The 19,908-nt window shown below is 43.1% G+C and carries 17 protein-coding genes; 8 read left to right on the plus strand and 9 right to left on the minus strand.

Annotation, left to right across the window (positions count from 1 at the left end):
• The first annotated feature begins 3 nt into the window (after positions 1–3).
• The 7 genes from rlmA (at position 4) to OU793_RS14825 (ending at position 5,742) form a co-directional block, all read left to right on the plus strand.
• Positions 4–831 (plus strand): 23S rRNA (guanine(745)-N(1))-methyltransferase, encoded by an 828-nt coding sequence (rlmA, locus tag OU793_RS14795; RefSeq protein WP_021454422.1) that lies wholly within the window; start codon positions 4–6, stop codon positions 829–831.
• A 96-nt stretch (positions 832–927) separates the two neighbouring features.
• Positions 928–1,875: a ChaN family lipoprotein gene (locus OU793_RS14800; RefSeq protein ID WP_005460090.1), complete on the plus strand. Its 948-nt coding sequence runs from the start codon at positions 928–930 to the stop codon at positions 1,873–1,875.
• Between the two features lie 242 nt (positions 1,876–2,117).
• Positions 2,118–2,477: a hypothetical protein gene (locus OU793_RS14805; protein WP_017447812.1), complete on the plus strand. Its 360-nt coding sequence runs from the start codon at positions 2,118–2,120 to the stop codon at positions 2,475–2,477.
• Positions 2,478–2,863: 386 nt separating this feature from the next.
• Positions 2,864–4,441, plus strand: coding sequence for an alkaline phosphatase (locus tag OU793_RS14810; RefSeq protein ID WP_005460094.1), 1,578 nt, complete (start codon positions 2,864–2,866; stop codon positions 4,439–4,441).
• 136 nt (positions 4,442–4,577) lie between these two features.
• The gene (locus tag OU793_RS14815; protein ID WP_005460130.1) at positions 4,578–4,877 is read left to right on the plus strand and encodes a ribbon-helix-helix domain-containing protein; all 300 of its coding nucleotides are present in this window, start codon (positions 4,578–4,580) and stop codon (positions 4,875–4,877) included.
• Between the two features lie 152 nt (positions 4,878–5,029).
• Positions 5,030–5,425 carry a VOC family protein gene (locus OU793_RS14820; protein ID WP_005460098.1) on the plus strand — a complete coding sequence of 132 codons (396 nt, stop codon included), beginning with the start codon at positions 5,030–5,032 and terminating at the stop codon, positions 5,423–5,425.
• Between the two features lie 32 nt (positions 5,426–5,457).
• Positions 5,458–5,742, plus strand: a complete 285-nt coding sequence (locus OU793_RS14825; protein WP_274647790.1) for a putative quinol monooxygenase — start codon at positions 5,458–5,460, stop codon at positions 5,740–5,742.
• A gap of 70 nt (positions 5,743–5,812) precedes the next feature.
• On the opposite strand, the gene OU793_RS14830 is transcribed toward OU793_RS14825, so the two are convergent.
• From OU793_RS14830 to OU793_RS14870, 9 genes are all read right to left on the minus strand, one after another.
• Complete coding sequence (locus OU793_RS14830) at positions 5,813–7,492, minus strand: mechanosensitive ion channel family protein (RefSeq protein ID WP_005479510.1); 1,680 nt, start codon at positions 7,490–7,492, stop codon at positions 5,813–5,815.
• Positions 7,493–8,164: 672 nt separating this feature from the next.
• The gene (locus OU793_RS14835; RefSeq protein WP_274647791.1) at positions 8,165–8,653 is read right to left on the minus strand and encodes a hypothetical protein; all 489 of its coding nucleotides are present in this window, start codon (positions 8,651–8,653) and stop codon (positions 8,165–8,167) included.
• A 52-nt stretch (positions 8,654–8,705) separates the two neighbouring features.
• A complete protein-coding gene (locus OU793_RS14840) occupies positions 8,706–11,039 on the minus strand; it encodes a ThiF family adenylyltransferase (RefSeq protein WP_274647792.1) in 2,334 nt (777 codons plus the stop codon).
• A 1-nt stretch (position 11,040) separates the two neighbouring features.
• Positions 11,041–12,192 carry a hypothetical protein gene (locus tag OU793_RS14845; RefSeq protein ID WP_274647793.1) on the minus strand — a complete coding sequence of 384 codons (1,152 nt, stop codon included), beginning with the start codon at positions 12,190–12,192 and terminating at the stop codon, positions 11,041–11,043.
• Between the two features lie 778 nt (positions 12,193–12,970).
• Entirely contained in the window at positions 12,971–13,429 is a 459-nt protein-coding gene (locus OU793_RS14850) for a hypothetical protein (protein ID WP_274647794.1), read from the minus strand.
• Positions 13,426–15,432: a hypothetical protein gene (locus OU793_RS14855; RefSeq protein WP_274647795.1), complete on the minus strand. Its 2,007-nt coding sequence runs from the start codon at positions 15,430–15,432 to the stop codon at positions 13,426–13,428. Before OU793_RS14855 ends, OU793_RS14850 begins: the two co-directional genes overlap by 4 nt.
• Positions 15,433–15,435: 3 nt before the next feature.
• Complete coding sequence (locus tag OU793_RS14860) at positions 15,436–17,298, minus strand: hypothetical protein (RefSeq protein WP_274647796.1); 1,863 nt, start codon at positions 17,296–17,298, stop codon at positions 15,436–15,438.
• Complete coding sequence (locus tag OU793_RS14865) at positions 17,295–18,890, minus strand: tyrosine-type recombinase/integrase (protein ID WP_053304169.1); 1,596 nt, start codon at positions 18,888–18,890, stop codon at positions 17,295–17,297. The genes OU793_RS14860 and OU793_RS14865 overlap by 4 nt, the downstream gene beginning before the upstream one ends.
• A 56-nt stretch (positions 18,891–18,946) precedes the next feature.
• Complete coding sequence (locus OU793_RS14870) at positions 18,947–19,399, minus strand: YcgN family cysteine cluster protein (RefSeq protein WP_031812059.1); 453 nt, start codon at positions 19,397–19,399, stop codon at positions 18,947–18,949.
• A 187-nt stretch (positions 19,400–19,586) separates the two neighbouring features.
• Here OU793_RS14870 and OU793_RS14875 point away from each other — a divergent pair, with 187 nt between their 5' ends.
• Positions 19,587–19,835 (plus strand): GlsB/YeaQ/YmgE family stress response membrane protein, encoded by a 249-nt coding sequence (locus tag OU793_RS14875; protein WP_005397239.1) that lies wholly within the window; start codon positions 19,587–19,589, stop codon positions 19,833–19,835.
• The last annotated feature ends 73 nt before the right edge of the window (positions 19,836–19,908 follow it).

A 19,908-nucleotide genomic window follows, 5' to 3' on the forward strand; every position in this document is an offset into this window, starting at 1 on the left:
GTCATGAACTATCAATGCCCTCTATGTCACCAACCACTTTCGCTGACTGAAAAGACGTTTAAGTGTGAAAACAATCATCAGTTCGACCTAGCAAAAGAAGGTTATGTGAATCTGATGCCTGCGCACCACAAACGTTCGAAAGATCCAGGTGACAACAAAGAAATGATGCAAGCTCGCCGCCGTTTTCTCGAAGGAAACCACTACGATCCAATGCGTCAAGAAGTGGCTCGACTATGTGCGAAATACACAGAAGGTACGACACACCAATTACTGGATATCGGTTGTGGTGAAGGTTATTACACCGATCAAGTGCAGCAATCTCTCTTCGAACAAGATCCACAAGCCACTGTTTTTGGTTTGGATATTTCTAAAGTGGCCATTCGTTACGCTTCTAAGCGCTACCCAAACTGCCAATTTAGTGTAGCGTCTAGCCATCGCTTGCCGTTTGCAGACCAATCACTGGATGCGATTTTGCGTATTTACGCGCCATGCAAAGCAGAAGAGTTGCAACGCGTCATCAAAGACAACGGCGTGGTGATCACGGTAACGCCCGCTGGTCGTCACCTTTACCAGTTCCGCGAACGCATCTATCAAGAAGTTCGCTTACACAATGAAGAACCAGAGAACATTGAAGGCTTTGAGCTAGAGCATCAACAAAAGCTGAACTACACCATGGACTTAGAAAATGGTGTTGCATTTGATTTGTTGCAAATGACTCCATTTGCTTGGAAGGCGACGGATGAACTTCGTGAAGAGCTAAAGTCCGCTACACTTTTCCAGTGTGAGGCCGACTTCATGCTACGCGTTTACCGCAAAAAGCCAGTTCAATAAGAGAATTAATAGAGAATAACAAAAATCATTCTCATTCACATTGATTCATAGCTCAGCCTCCATTAATATCACTCGGACATTTTTGGAGGCTTTTCAATGCGCTTTTCTATTTTAGGCCTTGCATTTGCAAGCGTACTTTCAGGGTGTGTTTCTACCACGCCAACCACATCGGCCCTTTCTTCAACAGACGTCACCACCTTTTACGATTACCAACTGCATTCTCCTTCTGGCAACGCCCTTGCTTTGCAGAACCTGCCAGATGAGTTAAAAAACGCTGACGTGATCTTGGTTGGAGAGTGGCACACTCATGCTGGTATTCATCGCTTCCAAACCGATCTACTGAGGCAGCTTTCTTCTGGCGAACGCCGTATTGCCTTATCTATGGAGCAAGTCACGCGTGACAAGCAATCGGTGCTAGACGCTTATCTAAAAGGCGAAATCGGTGAACAATACTTCATGTCACAAAGCAATGCGTGGCCAAACTATGAAAGCGATTACCGCCCACTCGTTGAGTTCGCCAAGCAAGCCAACTTACCTGTTATCGCCGCAAATGCACCCAAATACATCGTCCGCTGTATTGGTCGTCAAGGTGTTGATTACCTGAATAAATTAGATGATGAAGAGCGCAGCTTTGTGGCTGAAAACGTCAATACCGCGAACAGTCCATATAAAGAAAAGTTCATGGCATCCATGCATCATGGCAAGCCAGAGCAAACTGAAAAGCAATACGCCGCACAAGTAACGTGGGACGAAACCATGGCGGAGTCGATTGTGAAATACCTCGCTCAAAACCCAAATGCTCAAGTTGTTCATGTCGCGGGGAAATTTCATACAGAAGCAGGTTTAGGTACCGCAGCATCCATTTTACAACGCAACCCTGAACTTAAAGTGGTGGTGGTTAATCCAACGTCGGAAATCAGTACAAACAGCCCAGATTATCAGTTAGAAGTACTCGAACCGCCGGTTCGCTTCGTTCAAGACGCGAACAGAATGGCCGCGTATAAGCACCTATCTACACGTAATGACGATCTTCAATGTAAATAACGCGGCCTATCCTACATTTTAATCTAGTTATACGGTCTGTTTTTTGCTTTGCTATTTAAGAAACAATCTTGGCGGCAAAAACAGGCCCGTTTTCTCCTATCATGAGTTCCAACTTTTGATTCAGAATATCTGCGTCAAATTGGTACAAATTGATTCAAGAAATACCCTATGCCGTCGATATAGAGATAACTGCTTTTTACCCGCACTCAGTGAAAGAGTGTCGATGTTCCAAGGAGTATTCGATGAATCCAGTAGGAAGCAACCCAGTAAACTCTTATGCTAAGCAACCGGCAGTAGTGGCACAAAATCAAGACAATCAAGTTGATACGGTTGCCGCGCCACTCAAAGTTGAGCAAAACAAAGTGACGCTTTCTACGGAAGGTAAGGCACTGCTAGCGGCGTTGCAGCAAATTGACCATGAGAGTAAAAAGGTAGAAGCAGAAAACAAAACAATGGGTGAAAAAGTAGAATCTTTCACTCACGGTGCACTTGGCATGGATCATCCCGACAAGATTGAAGAAGAGGAAGACGGCTCATATTCTGCAGGGCAGTATCTTTCCGCTGCGCTCACTGTTGGTGGTATCATTTTAGCTCTCGTCTAGCCGCAAAATTCCTACTCGACACGATAACAAACCGTGTTTGAATCCGTACTGAAAAGCAGACCATAATTCCTTTCGCTTAAGAACAAGCCATCATACAACATGGATGAATCTTTCATCTATAAGGCATGGTTCTTACTGCATTCACTCGTTTATTGCTCCCTCAATCAGGTTTCTTATGAAGGCGCTAAATGGATGACTTTAGTCCATGCTTTCAACTCCTAAGCGTAATCCAAGCCCACTTCTGTGGGCTTTTTTATACCCCAACATCTGCGACCGAGTTGGCTAGCAACCCAAAATGACAATGCCGTGAATCTTTTATTACCGCCACAAAAGCGTCATAAACCGCTGCTTTAATTTCTGCGCTTTCAATAAACAAGGAAAATATAATGAAGCGTTTAGTTTCTCCGATTATTACTGCAGTGGCTGCATCTACACTTTCATTCAATGCGCTATCCGCTGAAATCAAAAACGTTATTCTGATGATTGGTGATGGTATGGGTCCTCAGCAAGTCGGCTTGCTAGAAACCTACGCGAACCACGCACCAAACTCGATTTACAAAGGCCAAACCACCGCGCTCTACAAGTTAGCGCAAGAAGGTGTGATTGGCTCATCTTTAACGAACCCAGAAGATGCGATCGTTGTCGACTCTGCATGTTCGGCAACAATGCTCGCAACAGGTATCCCAACCGCATCAGAAGTGATTGGTATTGACAGCCAAGGCAATCACGTTGAGACCATTTTGGAAAAAGCCAAAAGCAAAGGCAAAGCAACGGGTCTTGTTTCAGATACGCGCATGACTCATGCAACACCAGCCGCGTTTGCTGCGCATCAACCTCATCGCTCGCTAGAAAACAACATCGCTTCCGATATGCTAGAAAGCGGTGTCGACGTGTTGTTATCTGGTGGTCTTCGTCACTGGATTCCAAAATCGACTAACGACAAAGGTGAAACTTACCAAGCGCTAGAAAAACTTACGCAAGGCAGTGTTTACCTAAAATCTAAGCGTAAAGACGAACGCAATCTGCTTACCGAAGCGCAAGACCAAGGCTACAGCCTAGCTTTCAGCCGAGACATGTTGGCACAAGCAAAAGGCGACAAACTACTTGGCTTGTTCGCTTACTCAGGTATGGATGATGGTATTGCTTATAGCAACAGCAAAAACGATCCAAAACGCACACAACCATCGTTGAAAGAGATGACGGTCAAAGCGCTTGATGTTCTTTCTAAAGACAAAGACGGCTTCTTCTTGATGGTTGAAGGTGGTCAAATCGACTGGGCTGGCCACAGTAACGATGCTGGTACCATGCTACATGAGTTGATTAAGTTCGACGAAGCGGTGAACTCTGTTTACGAGTGGGCGAAAGGTCGTGACGACACACTTATCATTGTTACCGCAGACCACGAAACAGGTTCTTTTGGCTTTAGCTACTCATCAGCAAATCTACCTAAACCAGAAAAACGCAAAGGTGAAGCCTTTGAAAAACGCGATTACGCGCCAAACTTCAACTTCGGTAAGTTTGAAATCCTAGATGGTTTATACAACCAGAAGAAAAGCTACTACGGCATGATCAGCGAGTTCGAAGCGCTAGATAAAGCACAGCAAACTCCAGAAAAGCTAGCTGAAGTGGTGAATGCCAACAGCGATTTTTCTATCACACCTGAGCAAGCCGCTCATGTACTAGCAAGCAAACCAAACCCATACCGAGTTGCTGGCCACTCCTACCTAGAAGTAGAAACGGTACCAACAATTAACGACTTTGATGCGTTCTTCCCATACAACGACCGCGGTAACTTGCTCGCTCGCGAACAAGCGACCAAACAAAACACGGTATGGGGAACAGGCACGCACACTCATACACCAGTGAACGTATTCGCTTGGGGGCCTGCAGAAACCATTCTTCCAGTTTCAAAAATCATGCACCACTCCGAGCTTGGTGAGTTCCTAAAGCAACAAATTAAATAATCATCTTGCACTTACTTCACGTCTTGTGATGTTCCAACGCTCTCTCACGAGAGCGTTTTTTTATCCGCAAAAACAGTTGACGTTTTAAGCAACAATACTCAATATTTGCACGTCTTAAATCATATCTACGAATACCATGTGCGAAATATTTGCTAAACAACCACAGGATAATTATCAGTTCATCACTCGTTCCATCCGCATTGACGGCCATGCCACCAGCGTAAAATTAGAGTCGAGTTTTTGGACGATTCTTGAAGAAATTGCCAGTGCGCAAGACATGACGGTTCCAAAGTTTATCAGCACGGTGTATCAAGAAGCACTGGAATACAATGGTGAAGTGAACAACTTTGCATCCTTACTGCGCTGCGCATGTCTCACGTATGCTCGCCAACCGGAAAACACACTCCATCAAGCTCTTGCCCAACTTAACGCTTAACACCTAACTATTCTTACCAAAATATTCAATGGCATCGATGAGGCTTTACGCCTCAATCGTAAGCTATTGAGCTTATTCTTATTTGTCGTACTCTAGTACTACCCAAACTCCTTTTGTACTCGCTAACCTATGCGGACAATTAAGGAGTACTCATGACAAAAATGATACACACCATGATCCGAGTACGCGATCTGGACCGTTCCCTACAATTTTACCGCGACGCACTTGAGCTAGAGATCAAAGACCAATACGTTTTTGATGGTTTCTCCCTAACCTATCTAGCAAATGAAGAAACAGGCTTTGAATTAGAACTTACCCACAACCACGACCAAAGCGAACCTTATACTCACGGTTCTGGTTACGGTCACCTTGCCGTTAGCGTGGACGACATCGAACAAGCTCACAAACGAATTAAATCTCTAGGTATTGAAGCAGGTGACATCAAAGCGTTTGACCACCAGCAAAAACACCTAGCGACCTTCTTTTTTGTCACCGATCCTGACGGTTACAAAATTGAGTTCCTGCAACGACAGGGACGCTACCTATAACTAAAACCGACAATTAAAAAAGAGTAAAAATTATGATTCACTTGACTGCTACCTTTCACGCACAACCGGGGAAAGAACAACAACTGAAAGAAGTGCTAACACAAGCGCTTGAGCCAACTCGCCATGAAGAAGGTTGTGTTCGTTATCAGTTGTTCCAAGATAAAGACAACGCGAGCCACTTCGTTTTTCAAGAGCAATTTAAAGACCAAGAAGCGTTCGAATTTCACGGTAAAACTGAGCACTTTGCACGTTTGATCAACCAGATTGAAAACTTGCTTGAATACGAACCGAAGTTAGCGTTCTTTAACGAACTGTAAGACACAAAACTTACCGCAAATAAAAAGGCACTCTTTATCGAGTGCCTTTTCGTATTTGGATAACACGCGATTACGCGTCTTTTTTCTCCACCATGTGCAAATGCACATCTTGTTGTGGGAAAGGAATCGAAATGCCTTCGCGATCAAAGCGTAACTTCACTTCTTTCGTTACATCCCAATATACCTCCCAGTAGTCATCTGTTTTAACCCAAGGGCGAACGATGAAATCTACCGACGAAGTATTCAAAGTGTGCACTTTAATCATTGGCTCAGGCGCGCGAAGTACCGCAGGGTGTGAAGTCACGATATCCGTTAGTACCGATTCCGCTTTCAATAAATCGTCTGCGTAGCCAATACCAAACACCATATCCACACGGCGAATACGCTCATGGGTTACGTTCTTGATCACATCGCCCCAAATTTTACTGTTCGGCACAATGATGATCTGGTTATCGAAGGTGCGAATCGTGGTGTTCACTAAGCTCATGTGACTTACCTTGCCATCCACACCACCGGCGTAGACAAAATCACCCACATCAAACGGACGGTAAATCAAAAGCATCATACCCGCTGCGAAGTTCGACAACGTATCTTGCAACGCGAAACCAATGATCACACCGGCAATACCGAAACCAGTCAGGATTGGCGCTAAGTTCAAGCCAATCTGCGACAGGCCAACCATAATACCAATCACCCACACCACTTTGCCGGACATGGAGATAAAGAAGTCCTGCATTAGGTGGGAAAGTTTCAAGTTCTTAGAAGACACCGCTTTGCTCACCACTTTGCGCGTGAGTTTAGCCAGTGCACGAGCAATCAATAAGATCAGCGCGAACACGAATAGCTGGAAGATATGCTGTGGTGCGTTTTCCGCAAACCAATCCACCGCGGAGTTTGACCAGTGGCTGATGATGGACCACACCACTTTGGTGTCTAGCAAGTCGTGCGTGATGCTGCCTGTGATTTCAAAGATCTGACGCTTGTACTCCGACGTCTCAATACCCATTTTGTCGCCGATCGACATCAGGTTACGCAAACTTTCCGTTGCGATATTCAGTCTCTGCTTCACGATCAATTGGCTAAGTTGCAAAGACGCTTTTTCTGATTCTGGGCTGGATGAAAGCTGCGTACCGATGATTTCTGCTTGTTGACGCAGATACGCCATCGATGCCGATAGCAAACGCATGCGCTTATCTAGCTTGTCTTGCAATTCCGCTTCTGCACGCTCATTTTGTACGCCTAATTGCTTGAGCCATGCCAAATTCTGCCAGCTCGAATCAAAGCTCACATCCAAGTAATGTTGAAGCTCGCGGTAATCGTTAATAAGCGCGAGCTTTTCTTCGTCTTTCGCTTTGTTTAACTCTTCAATGACTTCTTTGGTTTTGGTCGTCAGATAATCGGTCGCGTCTTTTGAGTACTTTTCTTGCGTTTTGACGAGCTTAATCAGCTTGTCACGAGGGATGGACTCACGCTCAATCGCGGACGCTAATTGATTTCTCAACTCTTCATTTTTTTGGAAAAGTTGTAGCTGAAGCGCATCACGCTCGTCACCTGCCGTTTGAGATAGGCTTTGCGATAAATCAACAATGTCGATGTTCAAGCTATCTATAGAAGCTTCTGCTTCAGAGATAATAGGAGGCTCTGTGCTTTCTGTGGCCTGCACAAAAATAGGGGTCATCATCGTGATGAATAAAGCGAATATCGCTACCCAAGGTGTCTGGCGATTTTTCAGGGGGAAATGAAACGTCATTTTTACCTCGTAGGAAACGAATCCCGATCGGAGCGATCAAGAATCGGAATGTAAAGCCTTGAAATGATATGCCCTAAGTTTACATCACTAAATTGCAAACCGAGCAGCATTTAGTTAATTAAGCGTCAGAGTTCAACAATGACCGTCGTTTTGTCATCACTTATGAGAATCCGGTCTTTTATTGACCCTAAAAGCAAACAAGCCTTTCACTGTTGGTAAAAGGCTTGTTTCAATTTGGCTATGGGCGATTTGGGTGATTCAAAACCCACAAGAATTAATTTTTGTTTTTATGAATCATGAGAGAGACCTGCAATACCAATGGGTTCATGGTTTTCTCAACAAAAAGCCCTTTCTCTAACCAAAACCTGAGAAAATCACCCCGAAATTCTCAACTTTCCCATCAAGTCGATCAAAGCAATACTCGACATTTTGTTGCTAGTCAGCGCTCTGCTATACACACCGCACTCTTCCACAGAACTATCCATCACATCATACAGTGCAATGGTGAACACATTTGATAGAGATAGCTGCTAACTCACCTTTGGTCAAAAGTGAGTCAGGCTATTTACTAATTTAGTAATATACGGATAACAATAAGTTTTCAGTTGTGTTGATATGGAAGCACCAAGATCTTAAGGCTTCCATGTTATATTTCGTATTATCTTACTTGCTTTAGTTGGTATGACGCTCTACTCGAGATCTGATATACGCAGTTTGCTTTCTGTAAGCAAGTACAAACAGCGCACCTAGCACAATGATAACAAGTGTCTCAAAATTTTCACTGAGCCAAGGAAAATCAGATGTGTAAACTTCCCATAGCTTTGCACCGCCAAGACACAACATGACCGAGCATAATGTTCGGTACATATTATTCTGTTCGGACAGCGTCACAATAAGCTCATCAATTTTTGATGCCGCAGCATAGTTCGCATACTCAGCAAACTTAACAACTCTAAAAAGCTTAAGGAGCGGCTCAATCACAATAGACCCTAAACGGCTTATAACCAAACCTATAAAGTAATAAAAGAAAACACTAAGAACTATGTCTTCTTGCTTCAGTGAAAATACCGTTAGTTGTTCTAACAAAACAACAAATAACGCTCCTGGAAATAGATAGTTAAACAGGTTGTAAGATGAAATTTTTGAAATCAATTCTTTCATGTGTGAATTATTGCACCCTCGTTATGCTCATAATCTAGATATTGAATGGCAGTTACATTTTTTTAACAATGCCGTTATTTGCTAGCTTAAGATTCATCACTCCATCACCAACTTTTTTTATATCTGAAATGGCGTATTTATAAATGCCAAGTTCAGGTTCAGTGCTACTATACCCTACTATTACAAGTATTTGAGACTCAGAAGCAAACCCATCTCTACACATTATTCCTGCCATACCCTCCATATCTGTTTCACTAGGTATTGCAGCACTAATAGGATGTGTGTGCCACATCCCAATATATGAAATTGAACCTTGTGTATTCTTAGAAATCTCATTGTTAAATTTATGAGTGCCTTTTATGCCACAAATGAACTTTTCTGGCTTTGCCGTGCTGTCACTTGGGGGACCAATAATCTTACTTATCCAGACGATTTCGCTTGCATGGTCTATTTGCCCAAAGAGTAAACCTCCTGTTTCGCAAACTTCTTTGCCTCTTCGTTTTGATTTGGATATGTATTTTTTGATATCAGTCAAGACGCTAGGTTGTACCCTTACCTGATAACTATCCGGTAAGTCCACTACAAGGTCTTTAGGATGGATAACTGAGGCATATCCATGAGACTCACTACACTTGGAGAACATCACACTTTGTATGTTATTGTCTGACTTGAAGAAGTTACCGATTTGCTCTAATGCTTTTCCTACTAGAATCATCATATCAATTGATGAACCTACAAAAGTAGGATCAGAACAGCCGGGTTCGGGTTGAAAATTTAAGAACTCTTCGTTTTTAGGCCAAAATTCAGTTGCAAATTCTTCAAGTTTTTTCCGACCTTTAACTATTATTTTGAGTTTCCTAAGAGAGTCGAATGTTGAGACTTTACTTACAGCAGGAAAGTAATTGACTATAGCCTTATTAGCGCTGGCCCCTATCAGTACAGATGATAACGAAACATTTGGTTTGCTACATTTGATATAACATTCCAAGGTCAACTGAACCTTATTAGATGCTGTAGCATCAATAAGCAAATCATATGGATTATCTTCAGCTACAGATAATTCAGGTAAGGTATTCATAGATGAAGTAATATCATCATTGCTTACTTCTACAGTTAAATTAGGGTTAATTCTCTGAAGCCTAACTTTAAGACTCTCTGCTTTCCAGAGTCCGATGTCAGAATCTTCATAATTTTGCCGAACTAAAATTCCAGGATGAACCTTCTTGTTATCGCGCAAGACAATGTGCTTAACACCAGCTCGAACAAGAGCTTCAGCAATATAGCTACCTAAAGCACCACACCCCCATATTACAACCGCTTTGTCCAAAAATGCATTTGCTGTAGTTTGAGTATCTCTTCTTACAGTAACCTCCTCACGGTCTTCTTTAACAGAACACCAACGAAGGTTTGCCGATTTCAAACATTTTAACGAAAGTTCTTTACAATCTTGTCTATGTTGTTGGACTTTTTCCCTGAATTCCGTATCTGTCGATTTAGCCAGCATATTTAAGCAGCTGATCTCAAGGCTAATTGTGTCTTTAGTCATACTGTCGATTGACCAAGTTGAAATATGTTGTAGTTGCTTATCTCCCTTAGTACCTCTCATTGGTGTACCAATAACCAGATACAAATCGCTATCTGGAGAATTCACAGCGGCAGCAAACAAAGACAGCAAATGAATACTATCGACACTAACACCAAATTTTTCTATGAGAGAGAATAGCTCCTCTGCCTTATTTGGATACTCAAAAGGAAAATCTTCGTTAAGTAATACTACTGGAGCTAACTCTCCTTTTTCTGACTTAACAAGTTCTTTTTGCCAACCAATTAAATCAATTCTGTCTTCGGTTATTTGCTTAATTATTGCAAAACCAGCCCAAAAAGGTTCATCAAATGATGGAGTGTTTTTCTTTACAATGACACTTGGTAGGTCTTTATTTACGGGGTAGGCAACTGGTGGGTGAAGTGGCTGCCCATCCTGCTCATGTGAGTTAGTGGCGGCCCGAATTAACCACTGATTTAATCGTTCAATGTAGCCATACATACCATCACTAATATTCCACTCAGTGTCTGGTGATAAATACAAACACAGTTGTCTAACCCACTGAACGTGTGCGAAGCCATTAAATCTAGCATGATTAACGAATACAGATGGATATTCAAATGGGAAGTTTTCGGGTATACACAATGTAAACTTTTCTTTAGGACGAAGTTTTAATCCATCATCACTTGATTTTATTCCAAAACAATTGATCTCTATTAGAGCGTACATTGTTGAGTTTTCTTCATGTGGTTCGTCTATACGAACTACCCTAAAAGAATTATTTGACGCTGCTTCAATGCGGTTAAGTTGATTAACCGCTTTATCTTGTCCATTTGAGCGCAACTTACAGCTCTCCAAATCCTGCAGTATTTGTTGGGGGTGTTCCACTAGCACGAGCATCATTCACACTTTCAGAAAGTGATTTAGCAGCGTCTTCACTTACTGCTTCACCATTTAATATTAGTGCATTCTCGGTTTTCTCAAACACAATTGGTTCCGCATCTTCTGACTCGTCATTGTGAGTACATAAAAAATCAGTAGAAACAATCTCTTCGTATCGTTCTTTAGCTATTGCGTGAGGGGGGTTATCGCCTTTTTTATTTGATGCTGGTATTGATTTTGAGCTACTAACGACATAACCAATATCAAGACAATAACTCTCAAGATCATCCATCATTTCACGTTGAAAAACGTTCTTGTCATTTTCATCTTTTGTATACATAACAGATTTAGAGCAGTGATGAGGCGCAAGTAAAATATTCCACTCTAACTTGTCTTCATTTTCATTAACCTTTGAAATATCGATTATTTTTCTAAGGCTGTCATGCTTTAAATCTCCAAAAATTAATACTTTCAGATCATCATCTTCGTCCCCTAAGGAGATTTGCATACCTAAGCTAGTGTCGTTCCTTTCATCATCTTCTTCTGCTTTGAAGGGGGAGTGGATGAAAGCACGAAACTCTGCACCTAAATCTTCTCCATCCAATAAGGATAAACTTTCACCTGGTAATGTTAGTAGATCCTCAGGGAACCCCTTAAACTTATCTTCTTCTAAAATACTGCTATAGCCGAATATCCTAATTTTATCACCTGATTCTAAATCGCCATTTTTTTCAATTGCCAGCTTTCTTCTTCTATCTGCTTCTTCATAAAACGCATCAGCTTCTTTCGAAAGCTCTTCATCATCAAAGATTCTTGGTGTAAGCCAAAGTTCGCCTATTGTTGCTTCATCTAATAGCTTGTCGAAACCTTGTATATGATCTTTATCTGGATGAGTTAAAGCAAAAACTGACAGGTATGGCTTTCCATCGACTTCTGGAAGTTCTTCTACTAAATGGTCAACAACTGGGAAATACTCCTCACCCTCATCCTCTGCAGCAACCATATGATGCAAATCTATTTGTAGCTTTACATCATCATTAATTGATACTGTTGTAGAGTCACCGTTACCTATCGGCCAAAACGTAACACCTTGCGTTGGTAAATAGTCTGACATTCTATACTTCCTCAAAAGTTTTCGATTTAGAAAATTATAATACTATGAACAATAATTTAATTGCTATTGGGCGTCACCCACGTAACCCCTCTTGTGAATGTCTTAACAAACCCTAAACTTCTAACTCATAGAGATAGAAAGAGATCTGTAATACATTAGGTGCATATTGAAGCATCAGAAAAATCAGGTCAAATGTAGAGTCTTAAAACTGTAGCGAGCATCTACTCTAAATGGTTTTGGGGCGTGCGATATGAGGTCGTATGCAGCGCTGTCCATCGCGTTAAGAATGAACCATCTGTATCACCAGATGAGCCTAAGAGCCTGAATCAAGTAGCGGCTCTGACAATATAACGAAGACAAGATACTATCTTGTCGGGAGCTAAATCGCGAGAGAAGGCTCCTCCTGATAACCACATAAATCGGGTAAGTGCTAGGCAGGTAGTACGGTGAACAAACGCGAATCCGCATAAGATGCGTTATATCATAAGCAGCGGAAGTGGTTTTTTCGCTGTCGCCAAAAGGCACTAAGAGTAGGAAAGAGATAGTCCCATGCTCTTTCGTGATCGACACGCTATTCGCATTATAGCGGGCACCCAGCCTACCATTGCGTTGCATACGGAACATCGATAGTGATGCAGGTAGAGGCTTGAGCCTGGTGCAGTGAAAGTTGCACGCTGGGTTCTCAGGGAGACGGCACTTGGTAACAAATGTCGTCCACCCGCCAGAAACGTGTTACGCATACGTCCCTAGCCCCATTGTACTTGAGCGTGAGTGCAGGCTACTTGATTGGTGTCACAACCGAATTTTCATCTAACAGCTCTTGTTGGAGCTCAAACACCCTAAATCGGAGCCTGGCGTTCTCAGCTTCTAACTGCTTTCGGGCCTCAATTGCATTGTTTCGTTGCACCCTGTATTTATCTTTGAGCTCATTAGCTTTCTTCAACTGATGTTTTAGCCCATCAAACTCAGACAAAGGAACGTCTAGCTCAATATCTAAACCTGTTGTCATCGCCTTATCACGATAGAGGTTGTACTCGTCGATAACAGGTTTGGCGTAGGCCACGAACTCTTTGAACTTATGGACATAGCTATTGCCAAGTAGGGCTTCATTATTGATTCGGTTCAACGTTAGCTTGCCCGTTGCCTTAACATGAAGCGGCTTACCATCTAATAGTCGCTGAAATGCATTGACCAGTAACCCCTCAGCCCTGCAGGTTGCTCTATACTCCACTTTCATGACCACACCGCCTTAATATCATCATTGAAGCTATCAAATCGGATGCTGTGCTTGACCAACGTTGGTTCAATAGACTGAATCTTCTTTTTTCTAGCATCAAGAATCAATTCATTGGCATAATCACCCATATCATTGATTGCCCGAAATGAAGCAATGAGGTTGTCTCGCTCCCTCGACAGCCTTTTGGCCGCCCTATCAGTGATAACCTTATGCTCACAGGGGGCTTCAACAATATCCATTAAAGAGCAAAGGCGCTCACAATTACGGTTGGTGCAATACCCTCCTGTAGGAAGTAACACAATAGATTTGTCACCAGACCTTACCAATGCAAGCAATTCACTTCGGGACATAACTATTTCTTCACCCTGTGCTAGCCGCTCTGCTCTATTCTTTGCTAACAGCTCTGGTCGTTCCTTAGCTATACGCTCACCCTCTGCGCCGCTGAGCGTATCAGATACATTGTAAATATCATCCCATGCGTCGACCGCAGAACTTTCAATGGCTTCATCAAATTCACTCATTAACTTTGTATCCATCAGCAGTTGGTTGGTACGCGCCAGTTCAGAATAGTTCGCATACCAGTTGGACATATTAATATTGCGGTGCTTAAGCTGGTATTTTACTGTGAGTGCGTTGCCCAGCCGGTTTTTCACCATAAAGACCACAAAACTCCGCCGTAAATCATGAGGGCTAAGCCTTGGTAGACCGCCTCCAACCTTTAAACTCCCTGCTCGCTCTGGGTTTAACAGATCGAACTCGTCAACGTCTTCGGCGGTCGCAGTAATGTTGAACTCTTTCATGTTCAATGCATCATCAGCACCATCAACCTTGTACTTTAACGATATTTTATTCATGAGCACGTCACTGTCATAAGGGATATCGGGAGAAATAAAGGCACTCTCAAGGTCTTGTTTCTTTGCGTTGTATTGGTCTAAGGTTAGCTGACCATTTTGATAGCCGTCATCCAGTCGTTCTAAACTATATTTCCTCGCGGCTTGCGTGGCGTCAAAAGCGAGCTCCAGTGCCAGCTTTACGACAGGAGCTGTATTCCACGTTGTATAAATCTTTTCGCCCTTATTTCCCTTTGTCGAAAACGCTGAGACCTTGGGCACAGCCGCTAATGTATCGTCATAGCTCTCTTTGTTCATGGAGAGCAGCTCTTCCTTTCGGGCAGCGGAGAACAAACCCACACAGATAAAGCACATCCTGAGCAATATGCCTAACCAATTCCCACGTCTGTAAAATGAGAAGTTAGGAATTGCTTTTCGTTCAGGCCACTTGCTTATTTTGCGGGACATCCTCATTCGGAGTGTTTTCATTTGCCTCTCGTTAAGGGTACTCACATCAAGCGCTTTAAGCTCAGCGTTGAGCATCTCATCCTGATAGATGTAAAGCTTTTCCATCGCCGCTGAAATTTGGTGGCGATAAGGGTGATAGGTTTCAACAAACTCAACAACTGTTTTTAATATACTGACATGAATCGCTTCAGGAAACGCAATTGCCTGACCTTGACCAGTATCAGGTTTAACCCACTGGATAAACTCTCGTCTGTGGACATAGCGCGTTACAAAGCCCGCTTTATTCAGTGCATTAATCGTAGACGCAATGCCTTGACACCCAACTTCACCGCCAAACCCATGTGATGCTTTAGTGCACTTTTTCCACTCTCGCTCGCTCGAAAGCAAACTGAAATCACTTTTTCCCCAGCGTGTTGCGATGGTGTTTAATTTACCCCTAGTCCTTATCAGTGAGCTAACAGCCGCATGGGAGTTAGAGTTTGATGTTTCCTTTTGCCATTGTATCAACCCATAAAGGTAAGACTGAATATCGTGGCGGTACTTCTCATCAATACGCCCAAAAGAGATTGTTTTATCTTTCTGGTTCAGGCCGTAAAAATCCCACTCTACATCAAAGACGCGTGACACCCCTTCTCCGTCAGAGTCAAACGTCACATACGGGTTTTCAGCGAGTTCTTGGCGAAGCTGTATAAGCTGTTTAGACATAAATTACCCGTTAAAGAATTGGCTTGCACTGGCTCGGTCTTGATAAAGTGGGTGGTAGCTGCCATCATCCACCTTTTGTTTTGCTTGAGCGTAGTTTTGGGGTGCTTTTTGTTTCAGCCTAAGAAGGACTTTTTTCAACATCCCCTCCACCACAAAATACTCATCTTTCGGTGCGGAATTGCTGGCCACCATCTCTTTGAGGTCTTCGATTTGTTCTAAAAATGACAGCATTAACCAGATATCATTTTCTGACGCCACCAATTTATGGCTGTCACAATCAAAACAAGCAAGAAAATCCGTGCAACGCCCGGTATCTTGCGAAAAATCAATCCCCAACTGCTTCATGCGCCTTGCTTCTACAACAAGTCTCTCTGGTGTTGGTCCTGCACATTTTATACCACTGGGTGTGGTCATTAATGGCTGCTCTTGGCTTTCACGGGTACGTAATTTTTTAGCATCATAATCAGACAAAATATCGCTGTGCATTACCTTGGAGTCATCGATGGCTTTTCCAACCGCCTCACCCTTGGCGATAGCACTTAACGCGCCAAACGTGGCATTGAGGTTATTATCATGGTCTGCCTGAACGCCGCTAGAGTAGCGTTTTGCGACAACATTCACGGTATTATTCAGCCCCTGTGACACAAGGAAGATATCTTCAGTCACCCGCATCAGTACATCGGATTTTGTCGCCCTAAATCGGCTTGTATTAACCCTTAATCCTGTTATCTTCTCAAGTTGATTATTGATGTAGACAATATTTGAACCGTGGGTATTGAATGTCCAAACCTCACCGCTGCCCGTAAAAAAAGGGCAAAGCGGCAGCTCGTTTGACAGCGGAATACCCAGTGACTGGTACATCGCTTTAGAGGTTTTTAACCATCGGGTAATCAACTCTTTAGTTCGCTGGCTAAAGCCAGCGCTATTATCCAAACTTTTATAGCCTGCCCTAAACTTTTCACCGTCAAAAACAAAACGCCCACTGCCAATATTTTTAAATGAAACGTCCTTGTGACGTACATTAGCAAGCACTGATGTATTCATGCCTGTCAGCATTGAGAATACGAAAAACCAATTGCGTGATGCCTGATTATAGAAAACCTGTCGATGTAGGCGTTCAAATGGAAGCGGGCTGATCTTTATTGTCTTAGGTCGAGGTTTCATGCACGTTTTGAAGCCTATTTTCTTGTCTACACTTTGCCTTAATGTCCATCCAAGGCGCTTTGCTTGTTCATCAAACAGATCTTCATCAAAGAACGGATGAATATCTAGCAACTCATTTTTCTCAATCGCTTCCTGAAAGGCCTGTGCGCCTTTAACCAACACCTTTGATAATGGTTTCAGCTCTGTTTCCACATGGAACGCTTTGTTCGCAGCCGGAGGGTGCCTTGCAACCTCAGGCAGCGTCTTAAGGTCAGACTCTCTATTCCATAGCCTTAATAGGAAAGATAAGCTGGCTTTAATATTCGAAGCCTTTGATACCAGCCCACCTTTTTCGCGTAATTTATTGAAGTGCTTTAAGCAATCAATCATGACTGCATTACTGAAAAGGTCACCGTTGTAACCAATGCCATCAAGATATCGGAAGTAGCTTACAAGCCCAGTAAAATAACTCTTCTTTGATAGTTTTTCAGGTAAGGAGGCTAGCCTTTGGTGAATGTCCCTGACGATATCATCCCGATTCGCCAACACGCCCTTCCCAGACTTTATTTGTTTTACTGTCGGGACATTGCGGTAGCGTAGGCGGTGAGTGTAGGCTTTTATTCCATTGCCACAATCTAAAACCATATCTTCAAAACGAAGTGGAATGACAGGTGCGTTGGTCTTCTTTGTTGTAATTTTGGTACGCTTACGTCCTTGATTCATAATGCCACCTCCAAATCATCAAAAGCACCAATATAGCCCAGTACGTCTTCATAGATTTCATCGGCAGAGGGCATATCCTGTGCTATTTTCAGGTATTCCATGGTCGTTGCTCTATCTTCATGGCCTAGCAGCGCTGATACCCTGTCCAATGCTTCATCAGGTGTGATTGATGGGTTGCCATACTCATTTTTTTTATTTAGGAGGTGACGGAAAATATTTACGGCAAATGTTGAGCGTAAATTGTGTAGGGAACCGACAATAGGCTGGTCAAGGCCTTGGGTTAGGTTTGCGGTGTTACGTATTTCCACCCAACGTCCAGTGAAGTCTTGTAGTCGGGTAAACATGGGTTTCCCGGACTGGGTAATAAACAGGTATTCCAGCTCAGGGTTGATTGCATCATCACCCTCAAAGTAATGCGTATTACCTGATTCAGCCTGCTCCTTGCACCATGCTTTGAACTTCTCAAAGCGCTTTTGATACCTGTCAGACTGCGAGTAATCGTAAAGCATCTTCATCAATGTGGCGGGGATAATAGTAATGCGGCTTTTATTTTTCTCTGCAAAGCCCTCAGCAGTCTTTGTGAGTGATTGGTACTTATCGCCGACACCCAAATCCATCACAGGCTTTTTAAACACCTCTTTGCCACCCTGAATCATGGTTTCAGGGTTAACAATCTGCCCCAAATGAAGGCTCGCAGCCTCCTCACGCCGCAATCCAGTATTGCGGCAAATCATTGGGTGCAGGCAAAACTCAATCGGCAGTGAGTGCAGTTTATTATTGTCACCATGACGTACCACTCTGCGGGATTTCATTAATATGGTTTGTAGGATTTTCCATTCATTATTGGTGAATGGTTTCAGGTCACGGCGTAGATTGCTGAGATTTGTGCCGCCACTGCGAGACGACTTAGCAAACTTAATCCGCATATCCGTCGTGTGCACCTGCTTACGTTGGTAAGCTTTCATACTAGATGCAGACGCCTCGTAATGGATGTTCACTGTCTCGAACTGGAAAGGAGGATTATTAAAGCGTATGCCTTGACGCAGACAGTGTTTATAGAAGCCAACAACACTACTCATATATTGCCTAGCTGTTGTTTTAGCCAATACACCATCAATAGCGAGCTGCTTTATTCCATCTCGATATTGATAGGTTAACCGCTCTTGTTTGTTGCGAGGAAAAGCACTCCATTCTGGGCGGGGGTCATCATAGAGAGGGTCAAAGTCCTCCTGATCGTATTCAGCATCCCACTCAGCTTGTTTGTCCAATACGAAGCTGAAGTAATGGGCAAGCCCCTGTGCATCAGTACCAAGCTCAAGCACACCATCATCGATTGCTTTCGACAATAAGAATTCATTGACCATGTCTAATGGCTGGTAGCTAATTAGGTTGTCTTTGTCGTCATACCCACCGACATAGAGTAAGGGAAGTTTCTTGATGGGGATCTTATTGCCATTGGCACGGTAGATAACCTGGGGTTCGCCATTCTCATCAATGGATACCAATGGTTTCTCGTAAACGAAGTTAGGGATAGGTGAAATTTCTACCGCTTTTCGTATGACACTTTTCTGAATTTCATCGTTATCTGACATACTAAACCTCATGCTGTACATACAACCAATATATACAGCATTCTCAACTTTTAAAGTTAATTGTGAGGTTTTAGTCTATCAGGTAAGTTTTGAATGTGGTCTTCCCAATCCACCACATCAATTTCGTACACCACTTTGTTGCGGACACTTTCACCCGCCGCGTGCATTGCGGATTTCGAGCCCGTAATCAACGGGTGCCATTCTGGTAATGGCTGATTTTCGGCTAACAGACGGTAAGCACACGTGTGCGGTAACCAAGTGAAATCGTCGATGTCTTCGCGTGTCAGCTTGGTGCACTCTTCGCCAGAGGTAAAGCGATTTGGGTAGTCCTTACATGAACATGTTTTGCTGTTCAGCCAGCTACACGCCACATTGGTGTAGTAGATTTCATCGGTATCTTCATCCATTAGCTTGTGTAGACAACACTTGCCACACCCATCACAAAGAGATTCCCATTCCTCTTCGCTCATGTGTTCTAACGATTTACTTTGCCAAAATGGAGTGCTCATACTTCAGGTCTCACCAAGGGAATTAGGGGCCGATTTATACTCTTCTCGCCGCAAAAGTTCAAGTTTTGAGACGATCTCCAATCGGCATCAAGTATCTAATGCGATATTCAACCATTTTCAATTAACTGTTCTATCCTTATACGAGTTCGCATTATTTCATTGATCACGAAGGAATTAAGGAGTTTTCATGGGTATCATTTCTTGGATTATTTTGGGCTTGATCGCCGGGGCCTTAGCGAAATGGTTGATGCCAGGAAAAGATGGTGGAGGCTGGATCGCAACCATGTTGCTCGGGATTGCCGGTGCCTTTGTTGGTGGTTTCCTTGGCGGCATTCTTGGATTTGGTGGCGCGACAGGTGTAAACATCGGCAGCATCATTACCGCAACGCTGGGCGCGTTTATTCTGCTGTTTGTTTACAATCGCTTCTTGAGATGATCACAACGGTTTAAAAGCAAAAAGGAGCACTCTATTGAGTGCTCCTTTTTATTTTTTCTTAAGCGACTCTTCC

Origin of the sequence: Vibrio sp. VP6 (assembly GCF_028823755.1) — a bacterium.
In the GTDB taxonomy this organism is placed as follows: domain Bacteria; phylum Pseudomonadota; class Gammaproteobacteria; order Enterobacterales; family Vibrionaceae; genus Vibrio; species Vibrio parahaemolyticus.

Bases quoted from the DNA above. Each gene is read 5' to 3' on its own strand.
- rlmA (WP_021454422.1), top strand. From the start codon at position 4: ATGAACTATCAATGCCCTCTATGTCACCAACCACTTTCGCTGACTGAA.
- OU793_RS14800 (WP_005460090.1), top strand. From the start codon at position 928: ATGCGCTTTTCTATTTTAGGCCTTGCATTTGCAAGCGTACTTTCAGGG.
- OU793_RS14805 (WP_017447812.1), top strand. From the start codon at position 2,118: ATGAATCCAGTAGGAAGCAACCCAGTAAACTCTTATGCTAAGCAACCG.
- OU793_RS14810 (WP_005460094.1), top strand. From the start codon at position 2,864: ATGAAGCGTTTAGTTTCTCCGATTATTACTGCAGTGGCTGCATCTACA.
- OU793_RS14815 (WP_005460130.1), top strand. From the start codon at position 4,578: ATGTGCGAAATATTTGCTAAACAACCACAGGATAATTATCAGTTCATC.
- OU793_RS14820 (WP_005460098.1), top strand. From the start codon at position 5,030: ATGACAAAAATGATACACACCATGATCCGAGTACGCGATCTGGACCGT.
- OU793_RS14825 (WP_274647790.1), top strand. From the start codon at position 5,458: ATGATTCACTTGACTGCTACCTTTCACGCACAACCGGGGAAAGAACAA.
- OU793_RS14830 (WP_005479510.1), bottom strand. From the start codon at position 7,492: ATGACGTTTCATTTCCCCCTGAAAAATCGCCAGACACCTTGGGTAGCG.
- OU793_RS14835 (WP_274647791.1), bottom strand. From the start codon at position 8,653: ATGAAAGAATTGATTTCAAAAATTTCATCTTACAACCTGTTTAACTAT.
- OU793_RS14845 (WP_274647793.1), bottom strand. From the start codon at position 12,192: ATGTCAGACTATTTACCAACGCAAGGTGTTACGTTTTGGCCGATAGGT.
- OU793_RS14850 (WP_274647794.1), bottom strand. From the start codon at position 13,429: ATGAAAGTGGAGTATAGAGCAACCTGCAGGGCTGAGGGGTTACTGGTC.
- OU793_RS14855 (WP_274647795.1), bottom strand. From the start codon at position 15,432: ATGTCTAAACAGCTTATACAGCTTCGCCAAGAACTCGCTGAAAACCCG.
- OU793_RS14860 (WP_274647796.1), bottom strand. From the start codon at position 17,298: ATGAATCAAGGACGTAAGCGTACCAAAATTACAACAAAGAAGACCAAC.
- OU793_RS14865 (WP_053304169.1), bottom strand. From the start codon at position 18,890: ATGTCAGATAACGATGAAATTCAGAAAAGTGTCATACGAAAAGCGGTA.
- OU793_RS14870 (WP_031812059.1), bottom strand. From the start codon at position 19,399: ATGAGCACTCCATTTTGGCAAAGTAAATCGTTAGAACACATGAGCGAA.
- OU793_RS14875 (WP_005397239.1), top strand. From the start codon at position 19,587: ATGGGTATCATTTCTTGGATTATTTTGGGCTTGATCGCCGGGGCCTTA.